The 24,187-nt window shown below is 74.4% G+C and carries 20 protein-coding genes; 17 read left to right on the top strand and 3 right to left on the bottom strand.

The window, feature by feature from the left end; translation table 11 throughout:
- The first annotated feature begins 17 nt into the window (after positions 1–17).
- Genes ACI780_RS13030 through ACI780_RS12955 form a run of 16 tightly spaced genes read left to right on the top strand, consistent with a single transcriptional unit; the run spans position 18 to position 18,916 of the window.
- Complete coding sequence (locus ACI780_RS13030) at positions 18–683, top strand: NuoB/complex I 20 kDa subunit family protein (RefSeq protein ID WP_089402066.1); 666 nt, start codon at positions 18–20, stop codon at positions 681–683.
- Positions 680–1,420 carry an NADH-quinone oxidoreductase subunit C gene (locus ACI780_RS13025; protein WP_457003338.1) on the top strand — a complete coding sequence of 247 codons (741 nt, stop codon included), beginning with the start codon at positions 680–682 and terminating at the stop codon, positions 1,418–1,420. The genes ACI780_RS13030 and ACI780_RS13025 overlap by 4 nt, the downstream gene beginning before the upstream one ends.
- Entirely contained in the window at positions 1,417–2,739 is a 1,323-nt protein-coding gene (locus ACI780_RS13020) for an NADH-quinone oxidoreductase subunit D (RefSeq protein ID WP_456869267.1), read from the top strand. The genes ACI780_RS13025 and ACI780_RS13020 overlap by 4 nt, the downstream gene beginning before the upstream one ends.
- Positions 2,736–3,788, top strand: coding sequence for an NADH-quinone oxidoreductase subunit NuoE (gene nuoE / locus ACI780_RS13015; RefSeq protein WP_456869266.1), 1,053 nt, complete (start codon positions 2,736–2,738; stop codon positions 3,786–3,788). Before ACI780_RS13020 ends, nuoE begins: the two co-directional genes overlap by 4 nt.
- Before the next feature lie 3 nt (positions 3,789–3,791).
- Positions 3,792–5,120, top strand: a complete 1,329-nt coding sequence (nuoF, locus tag ACI780_RS13010; protein ID WP_456869265.1) for an NADH-quinone oxidoreductase subunit NuoF — start codon at positions 3,792–3,794, stop codon at positions 5,118–5,120.
- Positions 5,117–7,621 (top strand): NADH-quinone oxidoreductase subunit G, encoded by a 2,505-nt coding sequence (locus ACI780_RS13005; RefSeq protein WP_457003336.1) that lies wholly within the window; start codon positions 5,117–5,119, stop codon positions 7,619–7,621. Before nuoF ends, ACI780_RS13005 begins: the two co-directional genes overlap by 4 nt.
- The gene (gene nuoH / locus ACI780_RS13000) at positions 7,621–9,144 is read left to right on the top strand and encodes an NADH-quinone oxidoreductase subunit NuoH (protein ID WP_456869263.1); all 1,524 of its coding nucleotides are present in this window, start codon (positions 7,621–7,623) and stop codon (positions 9,142–9,144) included. The genes ACI780_RS13005 and nuoH overlap by 1 nt, the downstream gene beginning before the upstream one ends.
- The gene (gene nuoI / locus ACI780_RS12995) at positions 9,137–9,775 is read left to right on the top strand and encodes an NADH-quinone oxidoreductase subunit NuoI (protein ID WP_456869262.1); all 639 of its coding nucleotides are present in this window, start codon (positions 9,137–9,139) and stop codon (positions 9,773–9,775) included. Before nuoH ends, nuoI begins: the two co-directional genes overlap by 8 nt.
- A complete protein-coding gene (locus ACI780_RS12990) occupies positions 9,772–10,560 on the top strand; it encodes an NADH-quinone oxidoreductase subunit J (protein WP_457003334.1) in 789 nt (262 codons plus the stop codon). Before nuoI ends, ACI780_RS12990 begins: the two co-directional genes overlap by 4 nt.
- Positions 10,557–10,856 carry an NADH-quinone oxidoreductase subunit NuoK gene (nuoK, locus tag ACI780_RS12985; RefSeq protein WP_456869260.1) on the top strand — a complete coding sequence of 100 codons (300 nt, stop codon included), beginning with the start codon at positions 10,557–10,559 and terminating at the stop codon, positions 10,854–10,856. Before ACI780_RS12990 ends, nuoK begins: the two co-directional genes overlap by 4 nt.
- Before the next feature lie 18 nt (positions 10,857–10,874).
- The gene (nuoL, locus tag ACI780_RS12980; RefSeq protein ID WP_457003331.1) at positions 10,875–12,779 is read left to right on the top strand and encodes an NADH-quinone oxidoreductase subunit L; all 1,905 of its coding nucleotides are present in this window, start codon (positions 10,875–10,877) and stop codon (positions 12,777–12,779) included.
- Positions 12,780–12,825: 46 nt separating this feature from the next.
- On the top strand, positions 12,826–14,526 hold the full coding sequence (locus ACI780_RS12975) for an NADH-quinone oxidoreductase subunit M (RefSeq protein ID WP_457003329.1): 1,701 nt from the start codon (positions 12,826–12,828) through the stop codon (positions 14,524–14,526).
- On the top strand, positions 14,523–16,070 hold the full coding sequence (gene nuoN, locus ACI780_RS12970; protein WP_457003327.1) for an NADH-quinone oxidoreductase subunit NuoN: 1,548 nt from the start codon (positions 14,523–14,525) through the stop codon (positions 16,068–16,070). The genes ACI780_RS12975 and nuoN overlap by 4 nt, the downstream gene beginning before the upstream one ends.
- Complete coding sequence (locus ACI780_RS12965) at positions 16,070–17,125, top strand: polyprenyl synthetase family protein (protein WP_457003326.1); 1,056 nt, start codon at positions 16,070–16,072, stop codon at positions 17,123–17,125. Before nuoN ends, ACI780_RS12965 begins: the two co-directional genes overlap by 1 nt.
- Positions 17,126–17,165: 40 nt before the next feature.
- Positions 17,166–18,380 (top strand): PQQ-dependent sugar dehydrogenase, encoded by a 1,215-nt coding sequence (locus ACI780_RS12960; protein WP_457003324.1) that lies wholly within the window; start codon positions 17,166–17,168, stop codon positions 18,378–18,380.
- Positions 18,377–18,916, top strand: coding sequence for a phosphotransferase-like protein (locus tag ACI780_RS12955; RefSeq protein ID WP_456869254.1), 540 nt, complete (start codon positions 18,377–18,379; stop codon positions 18,914–18,916). Before ACI780_RS12960 ends, ACI780_RS12955 begins: the two co-directional genes overlap by 4 nt.
- 1 nt (position 18,917) lies before the next feature.
- On the opposite strand, the gene ACI780_RS12950 is transcribed toward ACI780_RS12955, so the two are convergent.
- Positions 18,918–19,580: a pyridoxamine 5'-phosphate oxidase family protein gene (locus ACI780_RS12950; protein ID WP_457003321.1), complete on the bottom strand. Its 663-nt coding sequence runs from the start codon at positions 19,578–19,580 to the stop codon at positions 18,918–18,920.
- Between the two features lie 86 nt (positions 19,581–19,666).
- Here ACI780_RS12950 and pdxR point away from each other — a divergent pair, with 86 nt between their 5' ends.
- A complete protein-coding gene (gene pdxR, locus ACI780_RS12945; RefSeq protein ID WP_457003319.1) occupies positions 19,667–21,187 on the top strand; it encodes a MocR-like pyridoxine biosynthesis transcription factor PdxR in 1,521 nt (506 codons plus the stop codon).
- Here pdxR and ACI780_RS12940 read toward each other — a convergent pair.
- Entirely contained in the window at positions 21,082–22,194 is a 1,113-nt protein-coding gene (locus tag ACI780_RS12940; protein ID WP_456869251.1) for a 2-oxoacid:ferredoxin oxidoreductase subunit beta, read from the bottom strand. The genes pdxR and ACI780_RS12940 overlap by 106 nt on opposite strands.
- On the bottom strand, positions 22,191–24,119 hold the full coding sequence (locus ACI780_RS12935) for a 2-oxoacid:acceptor oxidoreductase subunit alpha (protein ID WP_456869250.1): 1,929 nt from the start codon (positions 24,117–24,119) through the stop codon (positions 22,191–22,193). The genes ACI780_RS12940 and ACI780_RS12935 overlap by 4 nt, the downstream gene beginning before the upstream one ends.
- Between the last annotated feature and the right edge of the window lie 68 nt (positions 24,120–24,187).

Here is a 24,187-nt window from a genome sequence, read left to right as displayed (position 1 = left end):
GACGGCAGGGAGCTGACATGGGTCTCGAGGAGAAGCTGCCCAGCGGCTTCCTGCTGACCTCGGTCGAGAAGCTGGTCAACTGGACGCGGAAGTCCTCGCTGTGGCCGGCCACCTTCGGCCTGGCCTGCTGCGCCATCGAGATGATGGCCACCGGCGCCGGCCGCTACGACCTCGCCCGCTTCGGCATGGAGGTCTTCCGCGCCTCCCCGCGCCAGGCCGACCTGATGATCGTCGCCGGGCGGGTGAGCCAGAAGATGGCGCCGGTCCTGCGGCAGATCTACGACCAGATGCCCGAGCCGCGGTGGGTGCTCGCCATGGGCGTGTGCGCCAGCTCCGGCGGGATGTTCAACAACTACGCGGTGGTGCAGGGCGTCGACCACGTCGTCCCCGTGGACATGTACCTGCCCGGCTGCCCGCCGCGGCCGGAGATGCTGATGGACGCGATCCTCAAGCTGCACCACAAGATCCAGCACGAGCCGCTCGGGGAGCGGCGCGCCCGCCAGCTCGAGCGCGACCGCGCCGAGGGCCGCGCCCGCGACCTGCTGGTCGAGATGCCCTCGACCGTGCGGGTGGACAAGGAGGCGCGGCGCGCCTACGAGGAGGCGGCGGCCGCCGGCCGCACCGGCCAGTTCCTCATCGAGCGGCGCGGCGGGCACGTGATCGAGCCGGAGAAGACCCGGTGACCGGCCCCGGTGACCGCTCCGGCCGCGACGAGGCGGCCGAGGGCGCGTACGCGGCGAGCGGCGGCTTCCGCAAGGGCGCGTTCGGCGTCTCCGGCAGCGGCGACACCTCCGGCTTCGGCGGGCTGGTGCGGGTCGAGCCGGGGGGCGCGGTGGCGCTGCACTCCACCGAGCGCCCCTACGGCGGCTGGTTCGACGAGGTGACCGACGCGCTCACCGAGGCGGTCGGCGAGGCCACCTACGCCGCCGCGGTGCGGCGGGTGCTGGTCGACCGCGGCGAGATCACCTACTTCGTCGCCCGCGAGCACCTGCTCACCCTCGTGCGGGCGCTGCGCGACGACGACGCGCTGCGCTTCGAGCTGTGCAGCAGCGTCTCCGGCGTCGACTACCTCGACAGCGGCGGCCCGGCCGCCGGTCCCGGCCGGCCGCGGCTGCACGTCGTCTACCACCTGACCTCGATGACCTTCCGGCGGCGGATCCGCCTGGAGGTCGCCGTGACGGCCGAGGACCCGCACGTGCCGTCGGTGGCGCCGGTCTACCCGACGGCGGACTGGCACGAGCGGGAGACCTACGACATGTTCGGCGTCGTCTTCGACGGGCACCCGGCGCTGACCCGGATCCTCATGCCCGACGACTGGGACGGCCACCCCCAGCGCAAGGACTACCCGCTCGGCGGCGTGCCCGTGGAGTACCACGGCGCCACGATCCCGCCGCCCGACACCCGACGGGCCTACCGATGAGCACCACGTACGACCCCTACGCGGGGTCCCGCCAGACCACCGAGGGCCGCGTCTACACCGTCACCGGTGGGGACTGGGACCAGACGCTCGGCGTCGACCTCTCCGGCGAGGAGCGGCTCGTCGTCAACATGGGGCCCCAGCACCCCTCGACGCACGGCGTCCTCCGCCTGGTCCTCGACCTGGAGGGCGAGACGGTGACCAAGGCGCGGGTGGTCATCGGCTACCTCCACACCGGCATCGAGAAGAACGTCGAGTACCGCAACTGGGTGCAGGGCACGACGTTCGTGACGCGGATGGACTACCTGTCCCCGCTGTACAACGAGGCCGGCTACTGCATGGCCGTCGAGAAGCTCCTCGGCATCGAGGTGCCACAGCGGGCCCAGACCATCCGCGTGCTGGTCATGGAGATCAACCGGATCGCCTCCCACCTGGTGGGCCTGGCCACCGGCGGGATGGAGCTCGGCGCGCTCACCGGCATGACCAACGGCTTCCGCGAGCGCGAGCTGTGCCTCGACCTGCTCGAGGAGATCACCGGGCTGCGGATGAACCACGCCTACATCCGGCCCGGCGGGGTGGCGCAGGACCTGCCGCCCGGCGTCGAGGGGTCGATCCGCGAGTGGCTCGCCGTCATGCCCGAGCGGCTGGCCGGCTACCACAAGCTGCTCACCGGCCAGCCGATCTGGCAGCGGCGGCTCAAGGACGTCGGCTACCTCGACGTGACCGGGTGCGTGGCCCTCGGCGTCACCGGCCCCGTGCTGCGCGCCGCGGGACTGCCGTGGGACCTGCGCAAGGTCGAGCCCTACCTCGGCTACGAGACCTACGACTTCGAGGTGCCCACCGCCGACACCTCCGACGCGTGGGGCCGCTACCTGGTGCGCATGGCCGAGATGTTCGAGTCGCTCAAGATCGTCGAGCAGGCGCTCGACCGGCTCGAGCCCGGCCCGGTCATGGTCGAGGACCGCAAGATCGCCTGGCCGGCGCAGCTGTCGATCGGTGCCGACGGGATGGGCAACTCCCTCGAGCACGTCCGGCACATCATGGGCACCTCGATGGAGGCCCTGATCCACCACTTCAAGCTGGTCACCGAGGGCTTCCGGGTGCCGGCCGGGCAGGTGTACGTGCCGGTCGAGTCACCGCGCGGGGAGCTCGGCTACCACGTGGTCAGCGACGGCAGCACCCGGCCGTGGCGCGTCCACGTGCGCGACCCCAGCTTCGTCAACCTGCAGGCCACGGCGGCCATGAGCGAGGGCGGCATGATCGCCGACGTCATCGCCGCCATCGCCTCGATCGACCCGGTGATGGGGGGTGTCGACCGGTGAGTTCCCTGCCCGGATCGGCGGAGGGTGCGGCGACGACGGGGCTGGTCGACAGCCCCGTCGAGCCGGCCCCGGCCGACCTGCCGCCGCTGCCCGAGCAGGCCCGGCTCGAGGCGCGGGAGATCATGGCCCGCTACCCGCAGCCGCGCTCGGCGCTGCTGCCGATGCTGCACCTGGTGCAGAGCTACCAGGGGTACGTCAGCCCCGAGGGCATCGCGCTGTGCGCCGAGGAGCTCGGGCTGACCCGCGCGGAGGTCGGCGCGGTCGCGACCTTCTACACGATGTACAAGCGCCGCCCGACCGGCCGGCACGTCGTCAGTGTCTGCACCAACACGCTGTGCGCCGTCCTCGGCGGGCAGCGGATCATGGACGCGCTCTCCGCCGACCTCGGCGTCCACCACGACGAGACCGCGGCCGACGGCTCGGTCACCCTCGAGCACGCCGAGTGCCTGGCCGCCTGCGACTACGCGCCGGTGGTCACCGTCGACTACGAGTTCTACGACCAGCAGGACGTCGAGAGCGCCCGCGCGCTGGTCGCCGCGCTGCGCCGGGGCGAGAAGCCGCACCCCACCCGCGGCGCCCCGCTCACCGACTTCCGCGGCGTCTCCCGGCAGCTCGCGGGCCTGTCCCAGCACGCCGACGCCGGGGCCGCGCGCGCCGCCGTCGACGCCGAGGGGCAGTGGGGCCCGACGCTGGCCGGCGTCCGGCTGGCCGCCGAGCGCGGCGAGGCCGCCCCGCCGATGGACGGCCCCGAGCCGCAGCCCGCCGACGCCGGCGCACCCGCCGCCACTGTCGCGCCGGACGGCGACTCCGGGCAGACGCCGGAGAAGGAGGCCGCGGACGCCCGCGTCGCCGCGGCCGACACCCCCGCCGAGCGGGCCGGCGCCGCCGAGACCCACCCCGACCGCGGGACCGAGTACGGCCGGGCGACCCCCGGCGGCTCCCGTCCCACCCCCGACACCCCCGCGGGCACCGAGCCGGGCACCTCCGGCCAGGGCCCGACCTCCTCGGGGTCGCCCAGCCCGAATCCACCCGGCACCCGGGAGGCCTGACCCGTGCCCCTCACCCCCGTCCTCACCTCGCGCTGGGGCGCCGACCAGCCGTGGCGGCTGGCCACCTACGAGTCCCTCGACGGCTACGCCGCGCTGCGCACCGCCCTGACCATGCAGCCCGACGAGCTGGTCTCGCTGGTCAAGGAGTCGGGCCTGCGCGGCCGCGGCGGCGCCGGGTTCCCCACCGGCATGAAGTGGAGCTTCATCCCGCAGCCCAAGCCGGGGGAGACGCCCACCGGCCCGGCCGCGATGCCCAAGTACCTCGTGGTCAACGCCGACGAGGGGGAGCCGGGCACCTGCAAGGACCTCCCGCTGATGATGACCGACCCGCACTCGCTGATCGAGGGCGTGATCATCTCCGCGTACGCGATCCGCTGCCGGTTCGCCGTCATCTACGTCCGCGGCGAGGCGGTGCACGCCCACCGCCGGCTGGTGTCGGCCGTCGAGGAGGCCTACGCGGCCGGGTACCTCGGCACCGACGTCCTCGGCTCGGGCTGGGACCTCGAGCTGGTCGTGCACGCCGGCGCCGGGGCCTACATCTGCGGCGAGGAGACGGCACTGCTCGACTCGCTCGAGGGCTACCGCGGCCAGCCGCGGCTCAAGCCGCCGTTCCCGGCCGTCGCCGGGCTCTACGGCGCCCCGACCGTCATCAACAACGTCGAGACGCTGGCCACCGTGCCGTTCGTCGTCCGCGGCGGCGCCGAGTGGTTCAAGCAGTTCGGGCCGGAGAAGTCACCGGGCCCCAAGATCTACTCGCTCTCCGGCCGGGTGGTGCGCCCGGGCCAGTACGAGGCCCCCATGGGCACCACCATGCGCGAGCTGCTGGAGATGGCCGGCGGCGTGCGCCCGGGTCACGAGCTCAAGTTCTGGACGCCGGGCGGCTCCTCGACGCCGTACTTCACCGCCGAGCACCTCGACGTGCCGCTCGACTTCGACTCCGTGGCCGCGGCCGGCTCCATGCTCGGCACCACCGCGCTCATGGTGTTCGACGAGACCGACTCGATCGTCGAGGCCACGCTGCGGTTCACCGAGTTCTACGCCCACGAGAGCTGCGGCAAGTGCACCCCGTGCCGCGAGGGCACCTACTGGCTGGTGCAGGTGCTGCAGCGGCTGGTCGACGGCCGGGGCACCGCCGCCGACCTCGACCTGCTCACCGACACCTGCGACAACATCCTCGGCCGGTCGTTCTGCGCGCTCGGCGACGGCGCGACCAGCTGCATCACCAGCTCGCTCAAGTACTTCCGCGACGACTACGTCGCCCTGCTGCCGCCCGAGGAGCGCGCCCGGCTGGGCCGCTCCCTGCGCCTCGAGCCCGTCGGAGTCGCCTCGTGACGTTGACCCCGGTCAGCCCGGAGCCCGCGGCGGCGGTGCCGCCGGGCGCCCCCGGACCGCACACCCCGCCCGACGCCGTCCACTGCACCATCGACGGCTTCGACGTCGCCGTGCCGAAGGGGACGCTGATCATCCGGGCCGCCGAGATGATCGGCGTGCAGATCCCGCGGTTCTGCGACCACCCGCTGCTCGAGCCCGTCGGCGCCTGCCGGCAGTGCCTGGTCGAGGTGGAGGGCCAGCGCAAGCCGGTGGCCTCCTGCACCATGCCGGTCACCGAGGGCATGGCGGTGAAGACGCAGCTGACCAGCGCGGTCGCCGACAAGGCGCAGCAGGGCACGATGGAGCTGCTGCTGATCAACCACCCGCTGGACTGCCCGGTCTGCGACAAGGGCGGCGAGTGCCCGCTGCAGAACCAGGCGATGAGCAACGGCCGCGCCGAGTCCCGCTTCGTCGACGTCAAGCGGACCTACCCCAAGCCGCTGCCGATCAGCACCGAGATCCTGCTCGACCGGGAGCGCTGCGTGCTCTGCGCCCGGTGCACCCGCTTCTCCCAGCAGGTGGCCGGCGACCCGTTCATCGAGCTGTTCGAGCGGGGCGCGCTCGAGCAGGTCGCCGTCGCCGAGGACGAGCCGTTCTCCTCCTACTTCTCCGGCAACACCACGCAGATCTGCCCGGTGGGCGCGCTCACCAGCGCGCAGTACCGGTTCCGCTCGCGGCCCTTCGACCTGCGCAGCGAGCCCTCGGTGTGCGAGCACTGCGCCTCGGGCTGCTCGATGCGCACCGACTACCGGCGCGGCAAGGTCATGCGCCGGCTGGCGGGGGAGGACCCCGCGGTCAACGAGGAGTGGACCTGCGACAAGGGCCGCTTCGCCTTCCGCTACGCCGCCACCAACGACCGGCTGACCACGCCGCTGGTCCGGCGCGACGGGGTGCTCGAGCCGGCGTCGTGGCCGGAGGCGTGGGAGGCCGCCGCCGAGGGGCTGCGCGCCGCGCGCGCCGCCGGCGGGGTCGGCGTCCTGCCCGGGGGCCGGCTCACCGTCGAGGACGCCTACGCCTACGCGAAGTTCGCCCGGGTGGCGCTGCGCACCCACGACGTCGACGCCCGGGCCCGCGCGCACTCCGCCGAGGAGCAGGCCTTCCTCGCCGCGCACGTCGCCGGCACCGGCCCCGGCTCCGGCGCGGTCACCTACGACGACCTCGCCGCCGCCCCCGCCGTGCTCCTGGCCGGGTTCGAGCCGGAGGAGGAGTCGCCGATCGTCTTCCTCCGCCTGCGCAAGGCCGTCCGCAAGGGCACGCTGCGCGTGTTCGACCTCGCGCCGTTCGCCACCCGCGCGGCGCACAAGCTCCAGGCCACCGTGCTGGTCACCCGACCCGGCGACGAGGCCCGCGCGCTGGCCGCGCTGGCCGAGGGCAGCTGGGGCGGCCCGGCGGTCGAGGCGCTGCGGCAGCCCGGCGCGGTGGTCCTGGTCGGCGAGCGCCTGGCCGAGGTGCCCGGAGCGTTCAGCGCGGCGGTCGCCCTGGCCCGCGCCGCCGGCGCCCGCGTGGCGTGGGTGCCGCGGCGGGCCGGCGAGCGGGGCGCGGTGGAGGCCGGCGCGCTGCCCGGGCTGCTGCCCGGCGGCCGGCCGGTCGACGACCCCGTCGCCCGCGCCGAGGTGGCCACCGTCTGGGGCGTCGACCCCGTCGACCTGCCGGCCACGCCGGGGCGGGACACCACCGGCATCCTCACCGCGGTCCGCGACGGACGGCTGGCCGGCCTGGTGGTCGGCGGCGTCGACCCCGCCGACCTGCCCGACCCCGCGCTGGCCGGGGCCGCGCTGGCCGCGGCGGCGTTCGTCGTCAGCCTCGAGCAGCGGCCCAGCGTCGTCACCGAGCACGCCGACGTCGTCCTGCCGGTCGCCGCCGCTCCGGAGAAGGCGGGCAGCTACCTCGACTGGGAGGGCCGGGTCCGCCCGTTCGACGCCACGCTGCACGGCACCGGGCAGCTGCCCGACGGCCGCGTCCTGCACGGCCTGGCCGAGTACCTCGACGTCGACCTGCGGCTGCCCGAGCCCGGGGCCGCCCGCGCCGAGCTCGCCGCCCTCGGGCTCGCCGGCGCCCGCGCCGACGGCGCCGACCTCGACGTGCCCCCGGCCGTCGTCCCCGAGCCCGGCGACGGCGAGGCGCTGCTGGCCTCCTGGCGGCAGCTGCTCGACGTCGGCACCCTGCAGCGTGACGAGCCCGAGCTCGCCGGCACCGCCCGCCCGCCGGTGGCCCGGCTGTCCCCCGACGCCGCGGCGCGCCTCGGCCTGGCCGAGGGCGACCCGCTCACCGTCACCGGCCCCACCGGGTCGGTGACCCTGCCGGTGTGCCTCACCCCGATGCCCGACGACGTCGTGTGGCTGCCGATGCGCTCCCCGGGCAGCGAGGTCCGCACCGGCCTCGGCACCGGTCCCGGCGGCGTCGTCCGGCTCAGCGGTCCCCGCCACGGCGCCGTCGCCTCCGGCGCGGGAGGGATCGCCTGATGCTGCTCGCCGCACCCGACCAGCCGACGCTCGAGGACTTCGGGCACGACGTCTGGTGGATCGTCCTCGTCAAGATCGTCGGCGTCTTCGTCGTGCTCGTGCTGATGACGCTGTTCGCGATCGTCTTCGAGCGCAAGGTCGTCGCCCGCATGCAGCAGCGCTCGGGCCCCAACCGGGTGGGCCCGCGCGGGTCGCTGCAGAGCCTCGCCGACGGGCTGAAGCTGGCGTTCAAGGAAGACATCATGCCGGCGCTCGCGGACAAGCCGGTCTACTTCCTGGCCCCGGTCATCTCCGCCGTCCCGGCGTTCCTGGCCTTCTCCGTCATCCCGCTGGGCCCGACGGTGAGCATCTTCGGCGAGCGCACCCCGCTGCAGCTCACCGACGCCCCCATCGGCGTGCTCGTCGTGCTGGCCTGCTCGGCGATGGGCGTCTACGGCATCGTGCTGGCCGGCTGGGCGTCGGGCTCGACCTACCCGCTGCTGGGCGGGCTGCGCAGCGCCGCGCAGATGGTCAGCTACGAGATCGCGATGGGCCTGTCGATCGTCGCGGTGTTCCTCTACGCCGGGACGATGTCGACCTCGGAGATCGTCGCCGCCCAGGCCGACGGCCCGCAGCTGTCCTTCTTCGGTCTGGAGTTCACCGGCCCGGGCTGGTTCTCGATCCTGCTGCCGGTCAGCTTCGTCATCTACGCGATCGCCGTCGTCGGGGAGACCAACCGGGCGCCCTTCGACCTCCCCGAGGCCGAGAGCGAGCTGGTCGGCGGCTTCCACACCGAGTACACGTCGCTGAAGTTCGCGCTGTTCTTCCTCGCCGAGTACATCAACATGGTCACCGTCTCCGCGCTGGCCGCGACGCTGTTCCTCGGCGGCTGGCGGGCCCCGTGGCCGCTGTCGATCTGGGACGGCGCCAACTCCGGCTGGTGGCCGCTGCTGTGGTTCGTCCTCAAGGTGGTCGCGGCGCTGTTCGTGTTCATCTGGCTGCGCGGCACGCTGCCCCGGCTGCGCTACGACCAGTTCATGCGCTTCGGCTGGAAGGTCCTCGTGCCGACGGCGCTGGTCTGGATCCTCGCCGTCGCCACGATGCGCACCGTCTCCCGCGAGACCGACCTGTCCACCGGCCAGGTCGCGGTCTTCGTCGGCGTGCCGATCGCGCTGCTGGTCCTGCTCGGCCTGTCGCTGGCCAGCCGGGCGAGCAACCGCGACACCCGGCTCATGGCCGCCGAGGCGGCCGCCGGCGAGGTGCACGCCGTCGACCCCGATCCCGACCCCGAGGTGCTGCCCCCGGCCGGACCGCGGCGCCGCCCGGCGCAGCGCACCGGTCCCGCCCGCGCCGAGGGCGGTTTCCCGGTGCCGCCGATGGACCTCACCGTGCCCCCCTCGCCGCGGCTGCGCCGTGCCGAGCGGGTCGCCGAGCCGGTGGGCGCGGGCCGTCCCGAGGGCGGCGTGGTGAGCACCGGACGCCGTGGCGCCGGCAGCTCGACGGGCAGCACCGCCACCAGCGCACAGGAGGACTCCGATGTCTGAGCGGACCCCCGCGGGGGCCACCCCGGCCCGGCGCGGCGGCGGTGAGGTCGAGCGGGCCGGCCGCGACGCCGGCACGCCCGCGCCCCGCCGCAGTCTGCTGCCGGCGCCCGGTCAGGGCTTCGGCGTCACCTTCGGCCAGATGTTCAAGAAGGTGACCACCGAGCAGTACCCGGAGACCCCCAAGGTCACCAAGCCGCGCTACCACGGCCGGCACGTGCTCAACCGGCACCCCGACGGGCTGGAGAAGTGCGTCGGCTGCGAGCTGTGCGCCTGGGCCTGCCCGGCCGACGCGATCTACGTCGAGGGCGGGGACAACACCGAGGACGCCCGCTACTCGCCCGGTGAGCGCTACGGCGCCGTCTACCAGATCAACTACCTGCGCTGCATCTTCTGCGGGCTGTGCATCGAGGCGTGCCCGACCCGCTCGCTGACGATGAGCAACGACTTCGAGCTCGCCGACGACGACCGGCGCGACCTGATCTACACCAAGGAGCAGCTCATGGCGCCGCTCCTGCCCGGCATGGAGGCCCCGCCGCACCCGATGCGGCTGGGCGACGACGAGAAGGCGTACTACGTCCGCGAGCCCCAGCAGGGTTCCCCCGCGGAGCCGGTCACGGTGGAGCGGGCATGACCGACGTCGCCATCGGCACCGGCGAGGCCGTCGTCTTCTGGATCCTGGGGCCGGTCGCGCTCGCCGGCGCGCTCGGGATGGTGTTCAGCCGCAACGCCGTGCACTCGGCGCTGTGGCTGGTCACCACCATGCTGTCGCTGGGCGTCTTCTACGTCGTCCAGTCGGCGCCGTTCCTCGGCGCGGTGCAGATCATCGTCTACACCGGCGCGATCATGATCCTGTTCCTGTTCGTGCTGATGCTGGTCGGCCGGGACTCCTCCGACTCGGTCGTGGAGACGCTGCGCGGGCAGCGGGTCGCGGCGACCGTGCTCGGCGTCGGCTTCGCCGGCCTGGTCGGGGCCGGCATCGCCCGTGCCACCCAGGACACCGGGGTCGAGGGCCTCGGCGACGCGGGCGGCACCGGCAACATCGAGACGATCGCCGAGGTGCTGTTCACCCGGTACCTGCTGGCCTTCGAGGTGACCAGCGCGCTGCTGATCACCGCCGCCGTGGGTGCGATGGTGCTGGCCCACATCGAGCGCGAGCCCGGCAGCCGGCAGACGCAGAAGGAGCTCTCGCGGGCCCGGTTCCTCACCGACCGGCCGCAGACCCTGCCCGGCCCCGGTGTCTTCGCGCGGGCCAACTCCGTGGCCACCGGCGCGCTGCTGCCCGACGGCCGCACCGCCGAGGACAGCCTGGCCACCGGCATCGAGCCCCGGGAGGTCGAGCAGATGCCCCGTCCCACCGGCCGCGCCCAGCTGGGCAGCCCCGACGCCGCTCTCGGCACGACGGACGACCCGCGATGACCGTCACGCACTACCTGGTGCTCGCGGCGATCCTGTTCACCATCGGCGCGGTCGGCGTGCTGGTGCGGCGCAACGCGATCGTCGTGTTCATGTGCATCGAGCTGATGCTCAACTCGGTGAACCTGACCCTGGTCACCTTCGCCCGGGCCACCGGCACCATCGACGGCCAGATCATGGCGTTCTTCGTCATGGTCGTCGCCGCGGCCGAGGTCGTCGTCGGCCTGGCCATCATCATGTCGATCTACCGGACCCGCCGGTCGGCGTCGGTCGACGACGCCAACCTGCTCAAGTACTGACGGGAGCCGGCACACCTGATGGACACCGTCGCGGCCGAGGGCCTGCTGTCCGCATCCTGGCTGGTGATCGCCCTGCCGCTGCTCGGCGCGGCGGTGCTGCTGCTGGGCGGCCGGCGCACCGACGCCTGGGGCCACCTGCTGGGGACGGCGACCGTCGTCGCCGCGTTCGTCCTCGCCCTGCTGTGCACCGTGCAACTGGCCGGCGTCGAGGGGCACGCGGTCGATGTCGAGCTGTTCACCTTCGTCGCCACCGGGTCGCTCGACGTCGGCGCCGGGCTGCTCCTCGACCCGCTGTCGGCGACCTTCATGCTCCTGATCACCGGCGTGGGCGGGCTCATCCACGTCTACTCGATCGGCTACATGGCGCACGACCCGCGGCGGCGCCGGTTCTTCGCCTACCTCAACCTGTTCGTCGCGGCGATGCTGCTGCTCGTCCTCGGCGACAACTACGTGGCCCTCTACGTCGGCTGGGAGGGCGTGGGTCTGGCCTCCTACCTGCTCATCGCCTTCTGGCACGAGCGCCCGGCGGCGGCGACCGCCGCGAAGAAGGCGTTCGTCATGAACCGGGTCGGCGACGTCGGCCTGGCCCTGGCGATCTTCGTCATGTTCGCCCAGCTCGGCACCGTCTCCTACGAGGGCGTCTTCGGCGGGGTGGGGGCACTGGCCGGCGGCACGCTGACGGCGCTGGGCCTGCTCCTGCTGCTCGGCGCGTGCGGCAAGTCCGGCCAGTTCCCCCTGCAGGCGTGGCTGCCCGACGCCATGGAGGGCCCGACGCCGGTCTCGGCGCTCATCCACGCCGCGACGATGGTGACCGCCGGCGTGTACCTCATCGCCCGCTCCGCGCCGATCTACGACCTCACGCCCACCGCCCGCGGCGTCGTGCTGGCCGTCGGCGCGATCACGCTGCTCTACGGCGCGATCGTGGGCTGCGCGTACGACGACATCAAGAAGGTGCTCGCGTACTCCACGGTCAGCCAGATCGGGTACATGTTCCTGGCCGTGGGACTCGGCCCGGTCGGCTACGCCGCGGGGATCGCCCACCTGCTCACGCACGGCTTCTTCAAGGCCGGGCTGTTCCTCGGCGCCGGGTCGGTCATGCACGCGATGCGCGACGAGGTCGACATGCGCCGCTTCGGCGGGCTGGCCCGCAAGCTGCCGGTCACCTTCGTGACCTTCGGCCTGGGCTACCTCGCGCTCATCGGGTTCCCGTTCCTGTCCGGCTACTGGACGAAGGACGCGATCATCGAGGCCGCGCTCGACCGCGGCGACTGGGCGGGCTGGCTGCTCGGCGGCGTGGCCGTCCTCGGCGCCGGGCTGACCGCCTTCTACATGACCCGCCTGATGCTCATGACCTTCTTCGGCCGGCCGCGGTGGACCGAGGGTCAGCACCCGCACGAGTCGCCACCGGTCATGACCGCGCCGATGGTGGTGCTGGCCGTCGGCTCGGTGGCCGCCGGGTTCCTGCTGGTGCAGGTCTTCCCGCTCGACACCTGGCTGGAGCCGGTGTTCGGCGTCCCCGAGGAGGCCGAGCACGTGGTCGCCCCGGCCGTCGTCGGGCTCGTCGTCACCGCCGTCATGGCCCTCGGGGTGCTGGCCGCGTGGCTGTTCGTGGGGCGCCGCGAGGTGCCCGTGGTCGCGCCGGCCCGGGTCTCGCCGGTGGTCCGCGCGGCGCGGCGGGCGCTCTACGCCGACACGGTCAACGAGTCGCTGTTCATGCGGCCGGGCCAGTGGCTGACCCGCGCGCTGGTGTGGGTGGACAACCGCGGCGTCGACGGCGCCGTCAACGGCCTGGCCGCCACGCTCGGCGGGTCCTCGTCGCGGCTGGGCCGGACGCAGACCGGCTTCGTGCGCTCCTACGCGCTCGGGATGCTCGGCGGCGCGGTCGTGGTGGCCGGGGCGCTGCTGGCGGTGACGGCGGGATGACCGGACGGGCCCGGCTGCGGACGACGGAGAACGGAGGGGCGACGGCGTGAGCGACTCCCTGCTGCTCGTGGCGATGGTCGTGGTGCCCGCGGTGGGCGCGGCGGTCGTCGCCGGGCTGCCCCGCGAGCGCACCCCGCTGGCCCGGCAGGTCGCCCTCGGCGTCAGCCTGGTCGTGCTGGTGCTCGCGGTGCTGGCCACCGTCGCCTTCGACCCCGACGGCGACCGGTTCCAGCTGACCAGCTCCGTGCCGTGGATCCCCGGCTTCGGGGTCGACTTCGCCCTCGGCGTCGACGGCATCGCGCTGGTGATGCTGCTGCTGGTCGGCGTCCTGGTGCCGGTGGTCGTGCTCGCCTCGTGGGACGACACCCCGCCGGCGCGGCGGTCGATGCGGACGTTCTTCGCCTGGCTGCTGCTGCTCGAGGCGTGCATGGTCGGCGTCTTCGCCGCCACCGACGTCTTCCTGTTCTACGTCTTCTTCGAGGCGATGCTGGTCCCGATGTACTTCATCGTGGGCAGCTTCGGCGGCCCGCGCCGGCAGTACGCCGCGGTGAAGTTCTTCCTCTACAGCCTGGTCGGCGGCCTGGTGATGCTCGCCGCCGTCATCGGGCTGTACGTGGTCAGCGCGTCGGCGGGGGAGGGCACGTTCGCCTTCGAGTCGCTGCGGCAGCTGGAGATCGACCCCGACGTGCAGCGCCTGCTGTTCCTCGGCTTCTTCGTCGCCTTCGCCATCAAGGCGCCGCTGGTGCCGCTGCACACCTGGCTGCCCGACGCCGGTGCCGAGGCGCCGATCGGCGGCGCGGTGCTGCTCGTCGGCGTGCTCGACAAGGTCGGCACCTTCGGGTTCCTGCGCTACTGCCTGCCGCTGTTCCCCGACGCCTCCCGCGACTTCGCCCCGCTGGTCCTCGTCCTCGCCGTCGCCGGGGTGCTCTACGCCGCGCTGCTGGCCATGGGGCAGAACGACATGAAGCGGCTGGTCAGCTACACCTCGATCGCGCACTTCGGGTTCATCGCGCTGGGCGTCTTCGCGTTCACCACCGAGGCCGCCACCGGCGCGGTGCTGTACATGGTCAACCACGGCATCGCCACGGGGCTGCTGTTCATCGTCGTCGGGATGCTCATCGCCCGCGGCGGCTCCCGGCTGGTCGGCGACTACGGCGGCGTGGCCAGCCGCGCGCCCAAGCTCGCCGGGGTCTTCCTCATCGCCGGGCTCGCGTCGCTGGCGCTGCCGGGCACCAACAGCTTCGTCAGCGAGTTCCTCGTGCTCATCGGGTCGTTCCCGACCCGGCCGGTGTTCACCGTCCTGGCCACCGTCGGGATCATCCTGGCCGCGCTCTACGTGCTGCTGCTCTACCAACGCACGATGCACGGCCCGCCGCGCGGCGTGCTGTTCCCCGCCGACCCCGCCACCGCCGACAGCTCCGCGGCCGGCGAGCCGGTGCCGGCCGTCGGGCACGGGGCCACGGCGGCGTCGGCCACCGCGACGGGGACGGCCACAGGGACGGCGACGGCCACAGGGACGGCGACGCTCACCGAGGCGCCGCCCGCCCGCGCCACGACGCTGCTGCACGACCTCACCCGCCGCGAGACGGTCGTCGTCGCCCCGCTGGTGGCGCTGGTCCTCGTGTTCGGCTTCTACCCGCAGCCGCTGGTCCGGCTGATCGAGCCGGCCGTCGCGGCCACGATGAGCGACGTCGGCGCCGACCCGGCCGGGACCACCCCCGCCACCACCGAGGGGACCGACCGATGACGATCGAGGCGCCCGACCTGTCGCTGGCCGCCCTCGCCCCGCTGCTGTTCGTCTTCGGCGCGGCGTGCATCGGCGTGCTGGTCGAGGCGTTCGGCCCGCGCGATCGCCGCCACCCGGTGCAGGTCGCCGTGGCGCTGGTCGGCACCCTCGGCGGGCTGGTCAGCACGGTGCTGCTCGCCGGCACCCGCGAGGTCACCGCCGGCGGCGCGCTCGCCGTCGACGGCGCCGGGCTGTTCCTGCAGGCCACCATCGCCGGCCTCGGCGCGCTGTCCCTCCTGCTGTTCGCCGAGCGCAACCTCGACCCCGCCCGCTCGGCGTTCGTCGTCTCCGCCGCGGTGCCGGCCGGCAGCGTCCGCGACCGCGAGCTGCTCACCGTGCCGCGGGTGCAGACCGAGGTCTACCCGCTGGCCACCTTCGCCATCGGCGGCATGATGCTCTTCGTCACCGCCAACGACCTGCTGGTGATGTTCGTGGCGCTGGAGGTGCTCAGCCTCCCGCTCTACCTGATCAGCGGCCTGGCCCGCCGGCGGCGGCTGCTGTCGCAGGAGGCGGCGGTCAAGTACTTCCTGCTCGGGTCGTTCGCCTCCGGGTTCTTCCTCTACGGCCTCGCGCTGGTCTACGGCGCCACCGGCACCGTGCGGCTGGCCGGGGTGCGCGAGGCGGTCGCGGGCGCGGAGGGCGGCACGCTGGTCGTCCTCGGCCTGGCACTGCTGGTCGTGGGCCTGCTGTTCAAGGCCAGCGTCGCGCCGTTCCACACCTGGACGCCCGACGTCTACCAGGGCGCGCCCACCCCGGTGACGGCGTTCATGGCCGCCTGCACCAAGGTCGCGGCGTTCGGCGCCATCCTGCGGCTGCTCTACGTCGCCTTCGGCACCGAGGAGTGGACCTGGCGGCCGCTGGTCTACGGCGTCGCCATCGTCTCCATGGTCGTCGGCGCGGTGCTGGGCCTGACCCAGACCGACCTCAAGCGGATGCTCGCCTACTCCTCGGTGGCGCACGCCGGGTTCCTGCTCACCGGCGTCCTCGGCCTGCCGGCCACCGGCGACGCCGCCGGGTCGGGCCTGCCCGCGGTGATGTTCTACCTGCTCGCCTACGGGCTGACGACGCTCGGCGCGTTCGCCGTCCTCACCCTGGTGCGCAGCGGCGACGGCGAGGCCACCCACTTGTCGCAGTGGGCCGGGCTGGCGCAGCGCTCGCCGCTGACCGCCGCGGTGATGAGCCTGTTCCTGCTCGCGCTCGCCGGGATCCCGCTCACCAGCGGCTTCACCGGCAAGTTCGCCGTCTTCCGGGCCGCCATCGAGGACGGCGCCTGGCCGCTGGCCCTGGTGGCGCTGCTGGCCAGCGCGGTGGCGGCGTTCTTCTACCTGCGGGTCATCGTGCTCATGTACTTCTCCGAGCCCGCGGTCGACGGCCCGACCGTCGGCGTGCCCGGACTGCCCACGACGATCGTGCTCGCGGTGACGGCGGCGGCCACCCTGGTGCTGGGCATCGTGCCCGGGGCGGTGCTCGGTCTGGCCGATCGGGCGGCTATCTTCGTCGGTTGATGACCGGACCCCGTGCCGCCGTCGACGGGAGCGCCCCGGCCGAGGTCTGGCACCGCATCGCCACCCCCGCGTCCACGATGGGGCCCTGGCTCCCCCCGGGGTCCCTCGGGGACTCCCTCGCCGAGGGCCTCGCCCGCGTGGAGGCGACCCTCGCCGCCGCGGTGACCAGCGAGCACCCCTTCGTCTCCGAGGCCGCCGGTCACCTCATGGCCGCCGGGGGCAAGCGGTTCCGGCCGATGCTGGCGCTGCTCGCCGCGCACCTCGGGGACGCGCGGGCACCCGAGGTGGTGCGGGCCGCCGTCGTCTGCGAGCTCACCCACCTGGCCACGCTGTACCACGACGACGTCATGGACGAGGCCGACGTGCGCCGCGGGGCGCAGAGCGCCAACAGCCGCTGGACCAACAGCGTCGCGATCCTGACCGGCGACTTCCTCTTCGCCCGCGCCTCGGACCTGCTCGCCGACCTCGGCCCCGAGGCGGTGCGGATCCAGGCGCGCACCTTCGAGCGGCTGGTCACCGGGCAGATCCGGGAGACCGTCGGCGCCCGGCAGGGTGAGGACCGGGTGGCCCACTACCTCGAGGTGCTCGCCGACAAGACCGGCTCGCTGGTGGCCACCTCCGCCCGCTTCGGTGCCTCCTTCGCCGGCGTCGACACCGCCCTCGTCGAGGCGCTGACCCGCTTCGGCGAGGAGGTCGGCGTCGCCTTCCAGCTCTCCGACGACCTGCTCGACATCGTCACCGACGGCGCCTCCGGCAAGTCCCCGGGCACCGACCTGCGCGAGGGCATCGCCACCCTGCCGGCGCTGATCGCCCTGGCCGGCGACGACCCCGCCGACGCCCGGCTGCGCGAACTGGTCTCCCGCCCGCTGTCCGACGACGGCGAGCACGCGGAGGCGCTGACGCTGCTGCGCGGCTCCGCGGCGCTCGAGCGCGCCGGCGACGTGCTGCGGGAGTACGCCGACCGGGCGCGCGCGTCGCTGTCGGGGGTGCCGGCGGGTGAGGTGCGCGACGCCCTGTCGGCGCTGTGCGACTACGTGGTCACCCGCACCAGCTAGCGGACGGCACAGTCCCCGCTGCTCGGGGATGCTCGGCGGGGTGAGGTCCGTCCCCGTCCTGTTCCTGACCGCCGCGCTCGTGCTGACCGGCTGCTCCGCCGCCGGGACCGGCGACCTCCCCGGCGCGCAGGAGGAGAAGTCCACCACCGGCCCGGACGGCGGGGTCAGCGCCCCGGCCGGCCTCCCCGCGCTGCGGGTGGAGACCGTCCTCGACGGGCTCGACCACCCCTGGGACGTCGCCCGCGCCCCCGACGGGACGCTGCTGGTCGACGAGCGCGGCGGCCGGCTGACCGCCGTCGCGCCCGACGGCACCGCGCGCGAGCTCGACGCCGACCTCGCCGACCTCTTCGCCGAGGGCGAGACCGGCCTGATGGGCCTGGTGCTCAGCCCCGCGTTCGCCGAGGACCGCCGCTTCTACACCTGCCAGGGGGTCGAGGAGGACGGCGGCGCCGAGATCCAGGTGATCGCCTGGACGGTGGACGAGGACTGGACCGCGGCCACCCGCGTCGCCGACCCGCTGCTCGGCGACATCCCGGTCAACGAGGACTCCGGCCGGCACGGCGGCTGCCGGGTGCGCTTCGACCCCTCCGGGGCGCTGCTCGTGGGCACCGGCGACAACGCCGTCGGCAGCCACCCGCGGGACCTCGGCTCCCTGGCGGGCAAGGTGCTGCGCATCGACCCGGCCACCGGCGGCCCGGCGCCCGGCAACCCCTTCGCCGACGCCGCCGACCCCGACACCCGGCTGGTGCTGTCCTCGGGCCACCGCAACGTGCAGGGCATCGCAGTCCGGCCGGGCAGCGGGCAGGTCCTCACCGTCGAGCAGGGGCCCGACCGCGACGACGAGGTGAACCTGTCGGTGCCGGGCGGCGACTACGGCTGGGACCCCGACGGCGCCGGCGGGCGCTACGACGAGAGCGTCCCGATGACCGACCCCGCGATCCCCGGCGCCGTCCCGGCGGTCTGGTCCTCCGGCGACCCCACCATCGCCACCAGCGGCGCGGACGTCGTCAGCGGCCCGCAGTGGGGCGGCTACGACGGCGTGCTGCTCGTCGGCGTGCTGAAGGACACCGGCGTGCTGGCGCTGCGGCTCGACGACGCCGGCCGGCTGGTCGAGCAGTTCCGCGTGCCCGAGCTCGAGGACACCCTCGGGCGGGTGCGCTCACCGGTGTACGGCGCCGACGGCGCGCTGTACCTCACCACCGACGACGGCGGGGGCGAGGACCGCCTGCTGCGCGTCACGCCCGAGCCCCGGTGACGGTCCTGCTGGTCACCGGCGCCCAGGCGTCGGGCAAGTCGACGGTCGGGCGGCTGGTGGCCGGCCGGGCGCCCCGGGGTGTCTTCCTCGACGGCGACACCTTCTGGCAGGCGGTGGTCTCCGGCCGCGCGGACATGACCGGGGACCCGACGCCGGAGGCGCTCGAGCAGCTGCACCTGCGGTACCGCGCACTGGGGCGGGCCGCCGGGGTCTACGCGGCCGCGGGCTTCCGCACCGTCGTGGCCGACAACGTCTACGGCGCGGACCTGCAGGTCCTCCGCGACGCCGTCGCCCCGCTGCGCCTGCTGACCGTGGCCCTGACGCCGGCACCGGAGGCGGTGGTGGCCCGCGAGCGCGGCCGGGGGTCGGGTGCCTACGCGGCCTGGTCGGGGTCCGGGGCGCAGCTGCTCGACGCGGTGCGCACCTTCGACGCGTGGGTGCGGGCGACGCCGGCCGACCTGTTCCACGACTCGACCGGCGAGACCCCCGAGCAGACGGCGACCGCCGTGCTCGCCTGGGCGCTGCGGGCCCGGTAGCTCAGCCCAGCCGCCGGTCGCGCACGCGGTCGGGCACCGCGACCCCCTCCGGGAGCAGCGGGTCGGGCTCGGGCTCGCCGAGGACGGTCCGCACCGGCAGCACGCCGCCCCAGACCGGCGCCGCGAGGTCGCGCTCGTCCTCGCCGGGCGGGCCGGTGCGCACCTTGACGCTGGCCTCGGTGAGGTCGAGCGCCAGCAGCGCCGTGGCCGCCAGCTCCTTGCGGTCGGGCCGCCGGGTGGCCGCCCAGGAGCCCGGCGCCAGGTGCTCGGTGAGCACCTCCAGCCCGAGCAGCCGCTCGCCGGGGTCGGTCACCACCCGGGCGGTCCCGTGGACGACGGCGCAGCGGTAGTTCATCGAGTGGTGGAACGCCGAGCGGGCGTAGACGACGCCGTCGACGTGCGTGACCGTGAAGCACACCGGCGCCCCGGCGCCCGCGGCCCGCAGCGTCGCCGCGCCGGTCGAACCGTGCAGGTAGAGGGTGTCGCCGTGCCGGCCGTAGCCGGTGGGCAGCACGACCGGCGCACCGCCGAGGACGATGCCCAGGTGGCCGACCAGCCCGGCGTCGAGGACGGCGTGGAGCTCGGCGCGGTCGGTGCGGGCCCGGGCCGAGCCCCGGCGGACGGTGCTGCGGTCGGTGGGGGAGAGCGGCGGTGCGGTGTCCACGGCGCCAGCCTGCCGGGCCCGGTGGCCTGCCGGAAGGGCCAGTACGCTGCCGTTCCACCAGGCCACTCGGGACCGGAGGACGCCGCGTGCACGTGCCACCCGTCGTGCTGGAACGGGGCTCGGACCGCCCGCTGGCCACCCAGCTGGCCGACGCCCTGCGCGCCGCCGCCGCGGGCGGTGTCCTGCGCCCCGGCGACCGGCTGCCCTCGACCCGGGAGCTCGCCGCCGCCCTGCGGGTGAGCCGCACCGTCACCGCCGCGGCCTACGACCAGCTGGTGGCCGAGGGCTGGGCCGCCGGCCGCCGCGGCGCGGGCACCTTCGTGGTCGGCGCCGCACCCTCCGCACCGGCGCCCCGGGAGGCCGGCACCCGGGTGCTCGACCGCCACGCGCCGGCGGTCGACCTGCGCGCGGGCTCGCCCTGCCTGGAGGTGCTCGACCGGGCCGCGTGGCGGCGGGCCTGGCGCGCCGCCGGCGACACCCCGCCCGACGCCCTCCCCGACCCGGCGGGCGACCCCGCCTTCCAGGCCGCGGTCGCCGGGCACCTGCTCCGGCACCGCGGGCTGCCGGTCGTGCCCCCGGCGGTGCTGGCGACCGCGGGCACGTCCGCGGCGGTGGCGGAGGTGGCCCGGCTCCTGCCGCCGGGCAGTCGCGTCGGCGTCGAGGACCCCGGCTACCAGCGGGCGGCGGAGGCCCTCCGGGCGGCCGGCGTCGAGGTGGTGCCCTGCCCGGTCGACGACGACGGGCTGGTCGTCGACGCGGTGCCGGACGGGCTGGCCGCCGTCTACTGCACGCCGGCCCACCAGTGGCCGCTCGGGCGGCGGATGCCCGCGGCGCGGCGGGTCGCGCTGGTCGCCCGGGCCCGCGCCGAGGGCTGGTGGATCCTCGAGGACGACTACGACGGCGAGCTGCGCTATGACGTCGCCCCGCTGCCGCTGCTGGCCGCGCTCGGCCCCGACGTCGTCGTGCACCTCGGCACGAGCAGCAAGGTCCTGAGCCCGACCCTGGGCGTCGGGTGGCTGGTGGCGCCCGCGGCGCTGCGGGCGGACCTGCTCGACCGGCGGACGGCGACCGGCACCCGGCCCGCGCGGGCGGGGCAGCGCGTGCTCGCCGCGATGGCCGCCTCCGGCGACCTGTCCCGGCACCTGCGGCGGCTGCGCCGGGAGCTGGCCGAGCGTCGCGAGCAGGTGACCGCGGCGCTCGGGCGGGCCGGCGTGCCCGTGGCGGGGGACCCGGCCGGGGCGCACGTGCTCGTCCCGCTGCCGGACGCGGTCACCGAGGCGGCCGTCGTCGCTCGGGCTGCCGCGCGGGGCCTCGCCGTCGACGGCCTGGCCCGGCACCGCACCGGGCCGGGACCGCACCGGCCGGCGGCCGGGCTGGTGCTCGGCTTCGCCGCCCCCTCCCGCGCCGAGCTGCTCCGGTCGCTGCCGGTGCTCACCCACGTCCTCCGGGACGCGACCGGCCCGCCACCCCGTCGGGGTGGCGGGCCGGGGGGAGCGGCTGACTACGCCGACACGGTCCAGGTGTCGTTGCCGGCCAGCAGCGCCTCGAGGTCACCGGGGCCCTGGGTCCGGGCCTCCTCGAGCTGGTCGAGCATCATCCGGTCGTAGGTCGGCTTGCTGACCGAGCGGAAGACGCCCATCGGCGTGTAGCGCAGGTCCTGGCTGGACAGCCGCGACAGCGCGAACGCGTAGGACGGGTCCTCCCGCGTGGCGTCGTGGACGACGATCTCGCTCGCGTCGACCTGGTTGGTCTCGGCGATCCGCAGGCCCCCGAACTCGTCGCGGACCACGCACGAGGCGCCGTCCGGACCGAACACCAGGGGCTCGCCGTGGCGCAGCGGGATCGTCCACGTCGGGCCGGTCGCCGGGTCCTTGAGCAGGTCGAAGGCGCCGTCGTTGAAGATGTTGCAGTTCTGGTAGATCTCCACCAGCGCGGTGCCGCGGTGCTCGGCGGCCTGCCGCAGCACCTCGGTGAGGCCCTTGCGGTCGGAGTCCATCGCCCGGCCCACGAACGTCGCGTCGGCGCCGAGGGCAAGCGACACCGGGTTGAACGGGTGGTCCAGCGACCCCATCGGCGTGGACTTGGTGACCTTGCCGACCTCGGACGTGGGGGAGTACTGGCCCTTGGTCAGCCCGTAGATCCGGTTGTTGAACAGCAGGATCGTCATGTCCACGTTGCGGCGCAGCGCGTGGATCAGGTGGTTGCCGCCGATCGACAGCGCGTCGCCGTCGCCGGTGACGACCCACACCGACAGGTCCGGCCGGGAGGCGGCCAGACCGGTGGCGATCGCCGGGGCGCGGCCGTGGATCGAGTGCATCCCGTAGGTGTTCATGTAGTACGGGAAGCGCGAGGAGCAGCCGATGCCCGAGACGATGACCATGTCCTCGCGGGCGATCCCGAGGGAGGGCAGGAAGCTCTGGACGGCGTTGAGGATGACGTAGTCACCGCAGCCGGGGCACCAGCGCACCTCCTGGTCGGTCTTCATGTCCTTGGCCTTGAGGGCGGTCTGCTTCTCGCCCTGGCTGGCGACCGAGTCGGCGACGGCCTGCTGGATGCGGGCGTCGATCGGCGCCCCCGGCATGCCGAGGTCGTGCACGTGGGGGGAGGTGGTCACTTGGTGCCTCCGGTGGTGGAGTCGATGACGTCCTGCACGACCGCGGCGAGCTCGGCGGCCCGGAAGGGCAGCCCGCGCACCTGGGTGTGGCTCTGGACGTCGACGAGGTACTTCGCGCGGAGCAGCAGCGCGAGCTGCCCCATGTTCATCTCCGGGCAGACCACCCGGTCGTACCGGCCCAGCACCTCGCCGAGGTCGGCCGGCATCGGGCTGACGTGCCGCAGGTGGATCTGGGCGACCGAACGGCCGGAGCGGCGGATCCGCCGGCAGGCCGCGCCGATCGGCCCGTAGGTCGAGCCCCAGCCGATCACCGCCACCCGCGCGTCGCCGTCGGGGTCGTCGACGTCCGTGGGCGGGATGTCGGCGGCGATGCCGTCGACCTTGGCCTGCCGCAGCCGGGTCATCAGGTCGTGGTTGGCCGGGTCGTAGGAGATGTTGCCGCTCCGGTCGGCCTTCTCCAGCCCACCGATGCGGTGCTGCATGCCCGCGGTGCCGGGGACCGCCCACGGGCGGGCCAGCGTCTCGGGGTCGCGCAGGTACGGCAGGAACTCCGGCGTCCCGTCGGCGGCCGCGCCGTTGGGCTCGGTGGCGAACTCCACCCGCAGGTCGGGCAGCTCGTCGACGGCGGGGATGGCCCACGGCTCGGCGCCGTTGGCCAGGTACCCGTCGGAGAGCAGCATGACCGGCGTCCGGTACTTCAGCGCGATCCGCGCCGCCTCGAGCGCGGCGTCGAAGCAGTCGCCGGGGGAGCGCGGTGCGATCACCGGCAGCGGGGCCTCGCCGTTGCGCCCGAACATGGCCTGCAGCAGGTCCGACTGCTCGGTCTTGGTCGGCAGGCCGGTCGAGGGCCCGCCGCGCTGCACGTCGACGACGACCAGCGGCAGCTCGGTCATCACGGCCAGGCCCAGCGCCTCGGACTTCAGCGAGACGCCGGGGCCCGACGTCGTCGTGACGCCGAGCGCGCCGCCGAACGAGGCGCCCAGCGCCGCACCGATGCCGGCGATCTCGTCCTCGGCCTGGAAGGTCCGCACGCCGAACGCCTTGTGCCGCGACAGCTCGTGGAGGATGTCCGACGCCGGGGTGATCGGGTAGGCACCGAGGAACACCGGCAGGCCCGAGCGCTGCCCGGCGGCGACCAGCCCGAGGGCCAGCGCCTGGTTGCCGGAGATGTTGCGGTAGCGGCCCGGCGGCATCGGGGCGGGCTTGATCTCGTAGGAGACCGCGAAGGCCTCCGTCGTCTCGCCGTAGTTGTAGCCGGCGCGGAAGGCGGCGATGTTGGCCGCGGCGATCTCGGGCTTGCGGCGGAACTGCCGCTCGAGGAAGCGGACGGTGCCCTCGGTGGGCCGGTGGTACATCCAGCTCAGCAGGCCGAGGGTGAACATGTTCTTGCTGCGCTCGGCCTCCTTCTTGCCGAGGCCGGAGTCGGCCAGCGCCTCGAGCGTCATGGAGGTCAGCGGGACGGCGACGACCTGCCAGCCGTCGAGCGAGCCGTCCTCGAGCGGGTTGGTGGCGTAGCCGACCTTCGCCAGGTTGCGCGGGGTGAACTCGTCGCTGTCGGCGATGACCAGCCCGCCGCCGGGCAGGTCGGCGAGGTTGGCCTTGAGCGCCGCGGGGTTCATCGCCACGAGGACGTCCGGGGCGTCACCCGGCGTCATGATGTCGTGGTCGGCGAAGTGGAGCTGGAAGGAGCTGACGCCGGGCAGGGTCCCCGTCGGCGCGCGGATCTCGGCGGGGAAGTTGGGCAGCGTCGACAGGTCGTTGCCGAAGGACGCGGTCTCGCTGGTGAAGCGGTTGCCGGTCAGCTGCATGCCGTCACCCGAGTCGCCGGCCAGCCGGATCACGACCCGGTCGAGCTCGACGACGCTCTTGACGAGCCCACCGGGGGCCGAGCTGCCGGGCGTGGTGGTCGGTTCGAGAGCAGTCATCAGGCGTGGTACCTCCAGCGGCCGAGGTTACGTGGCGGCGTGCCGGCCGAACCGTGACGCGGATCACG

The sequence above is a fragment of the Geodermatophilus sp. SYSU D00814 genome, assembly GCF_054050055.1.
The sequence above is the reverse complement of the archived record's forward strand: the minus strand, read 5'-3'. Positions and strand labels throughout refer to the sequence as shown.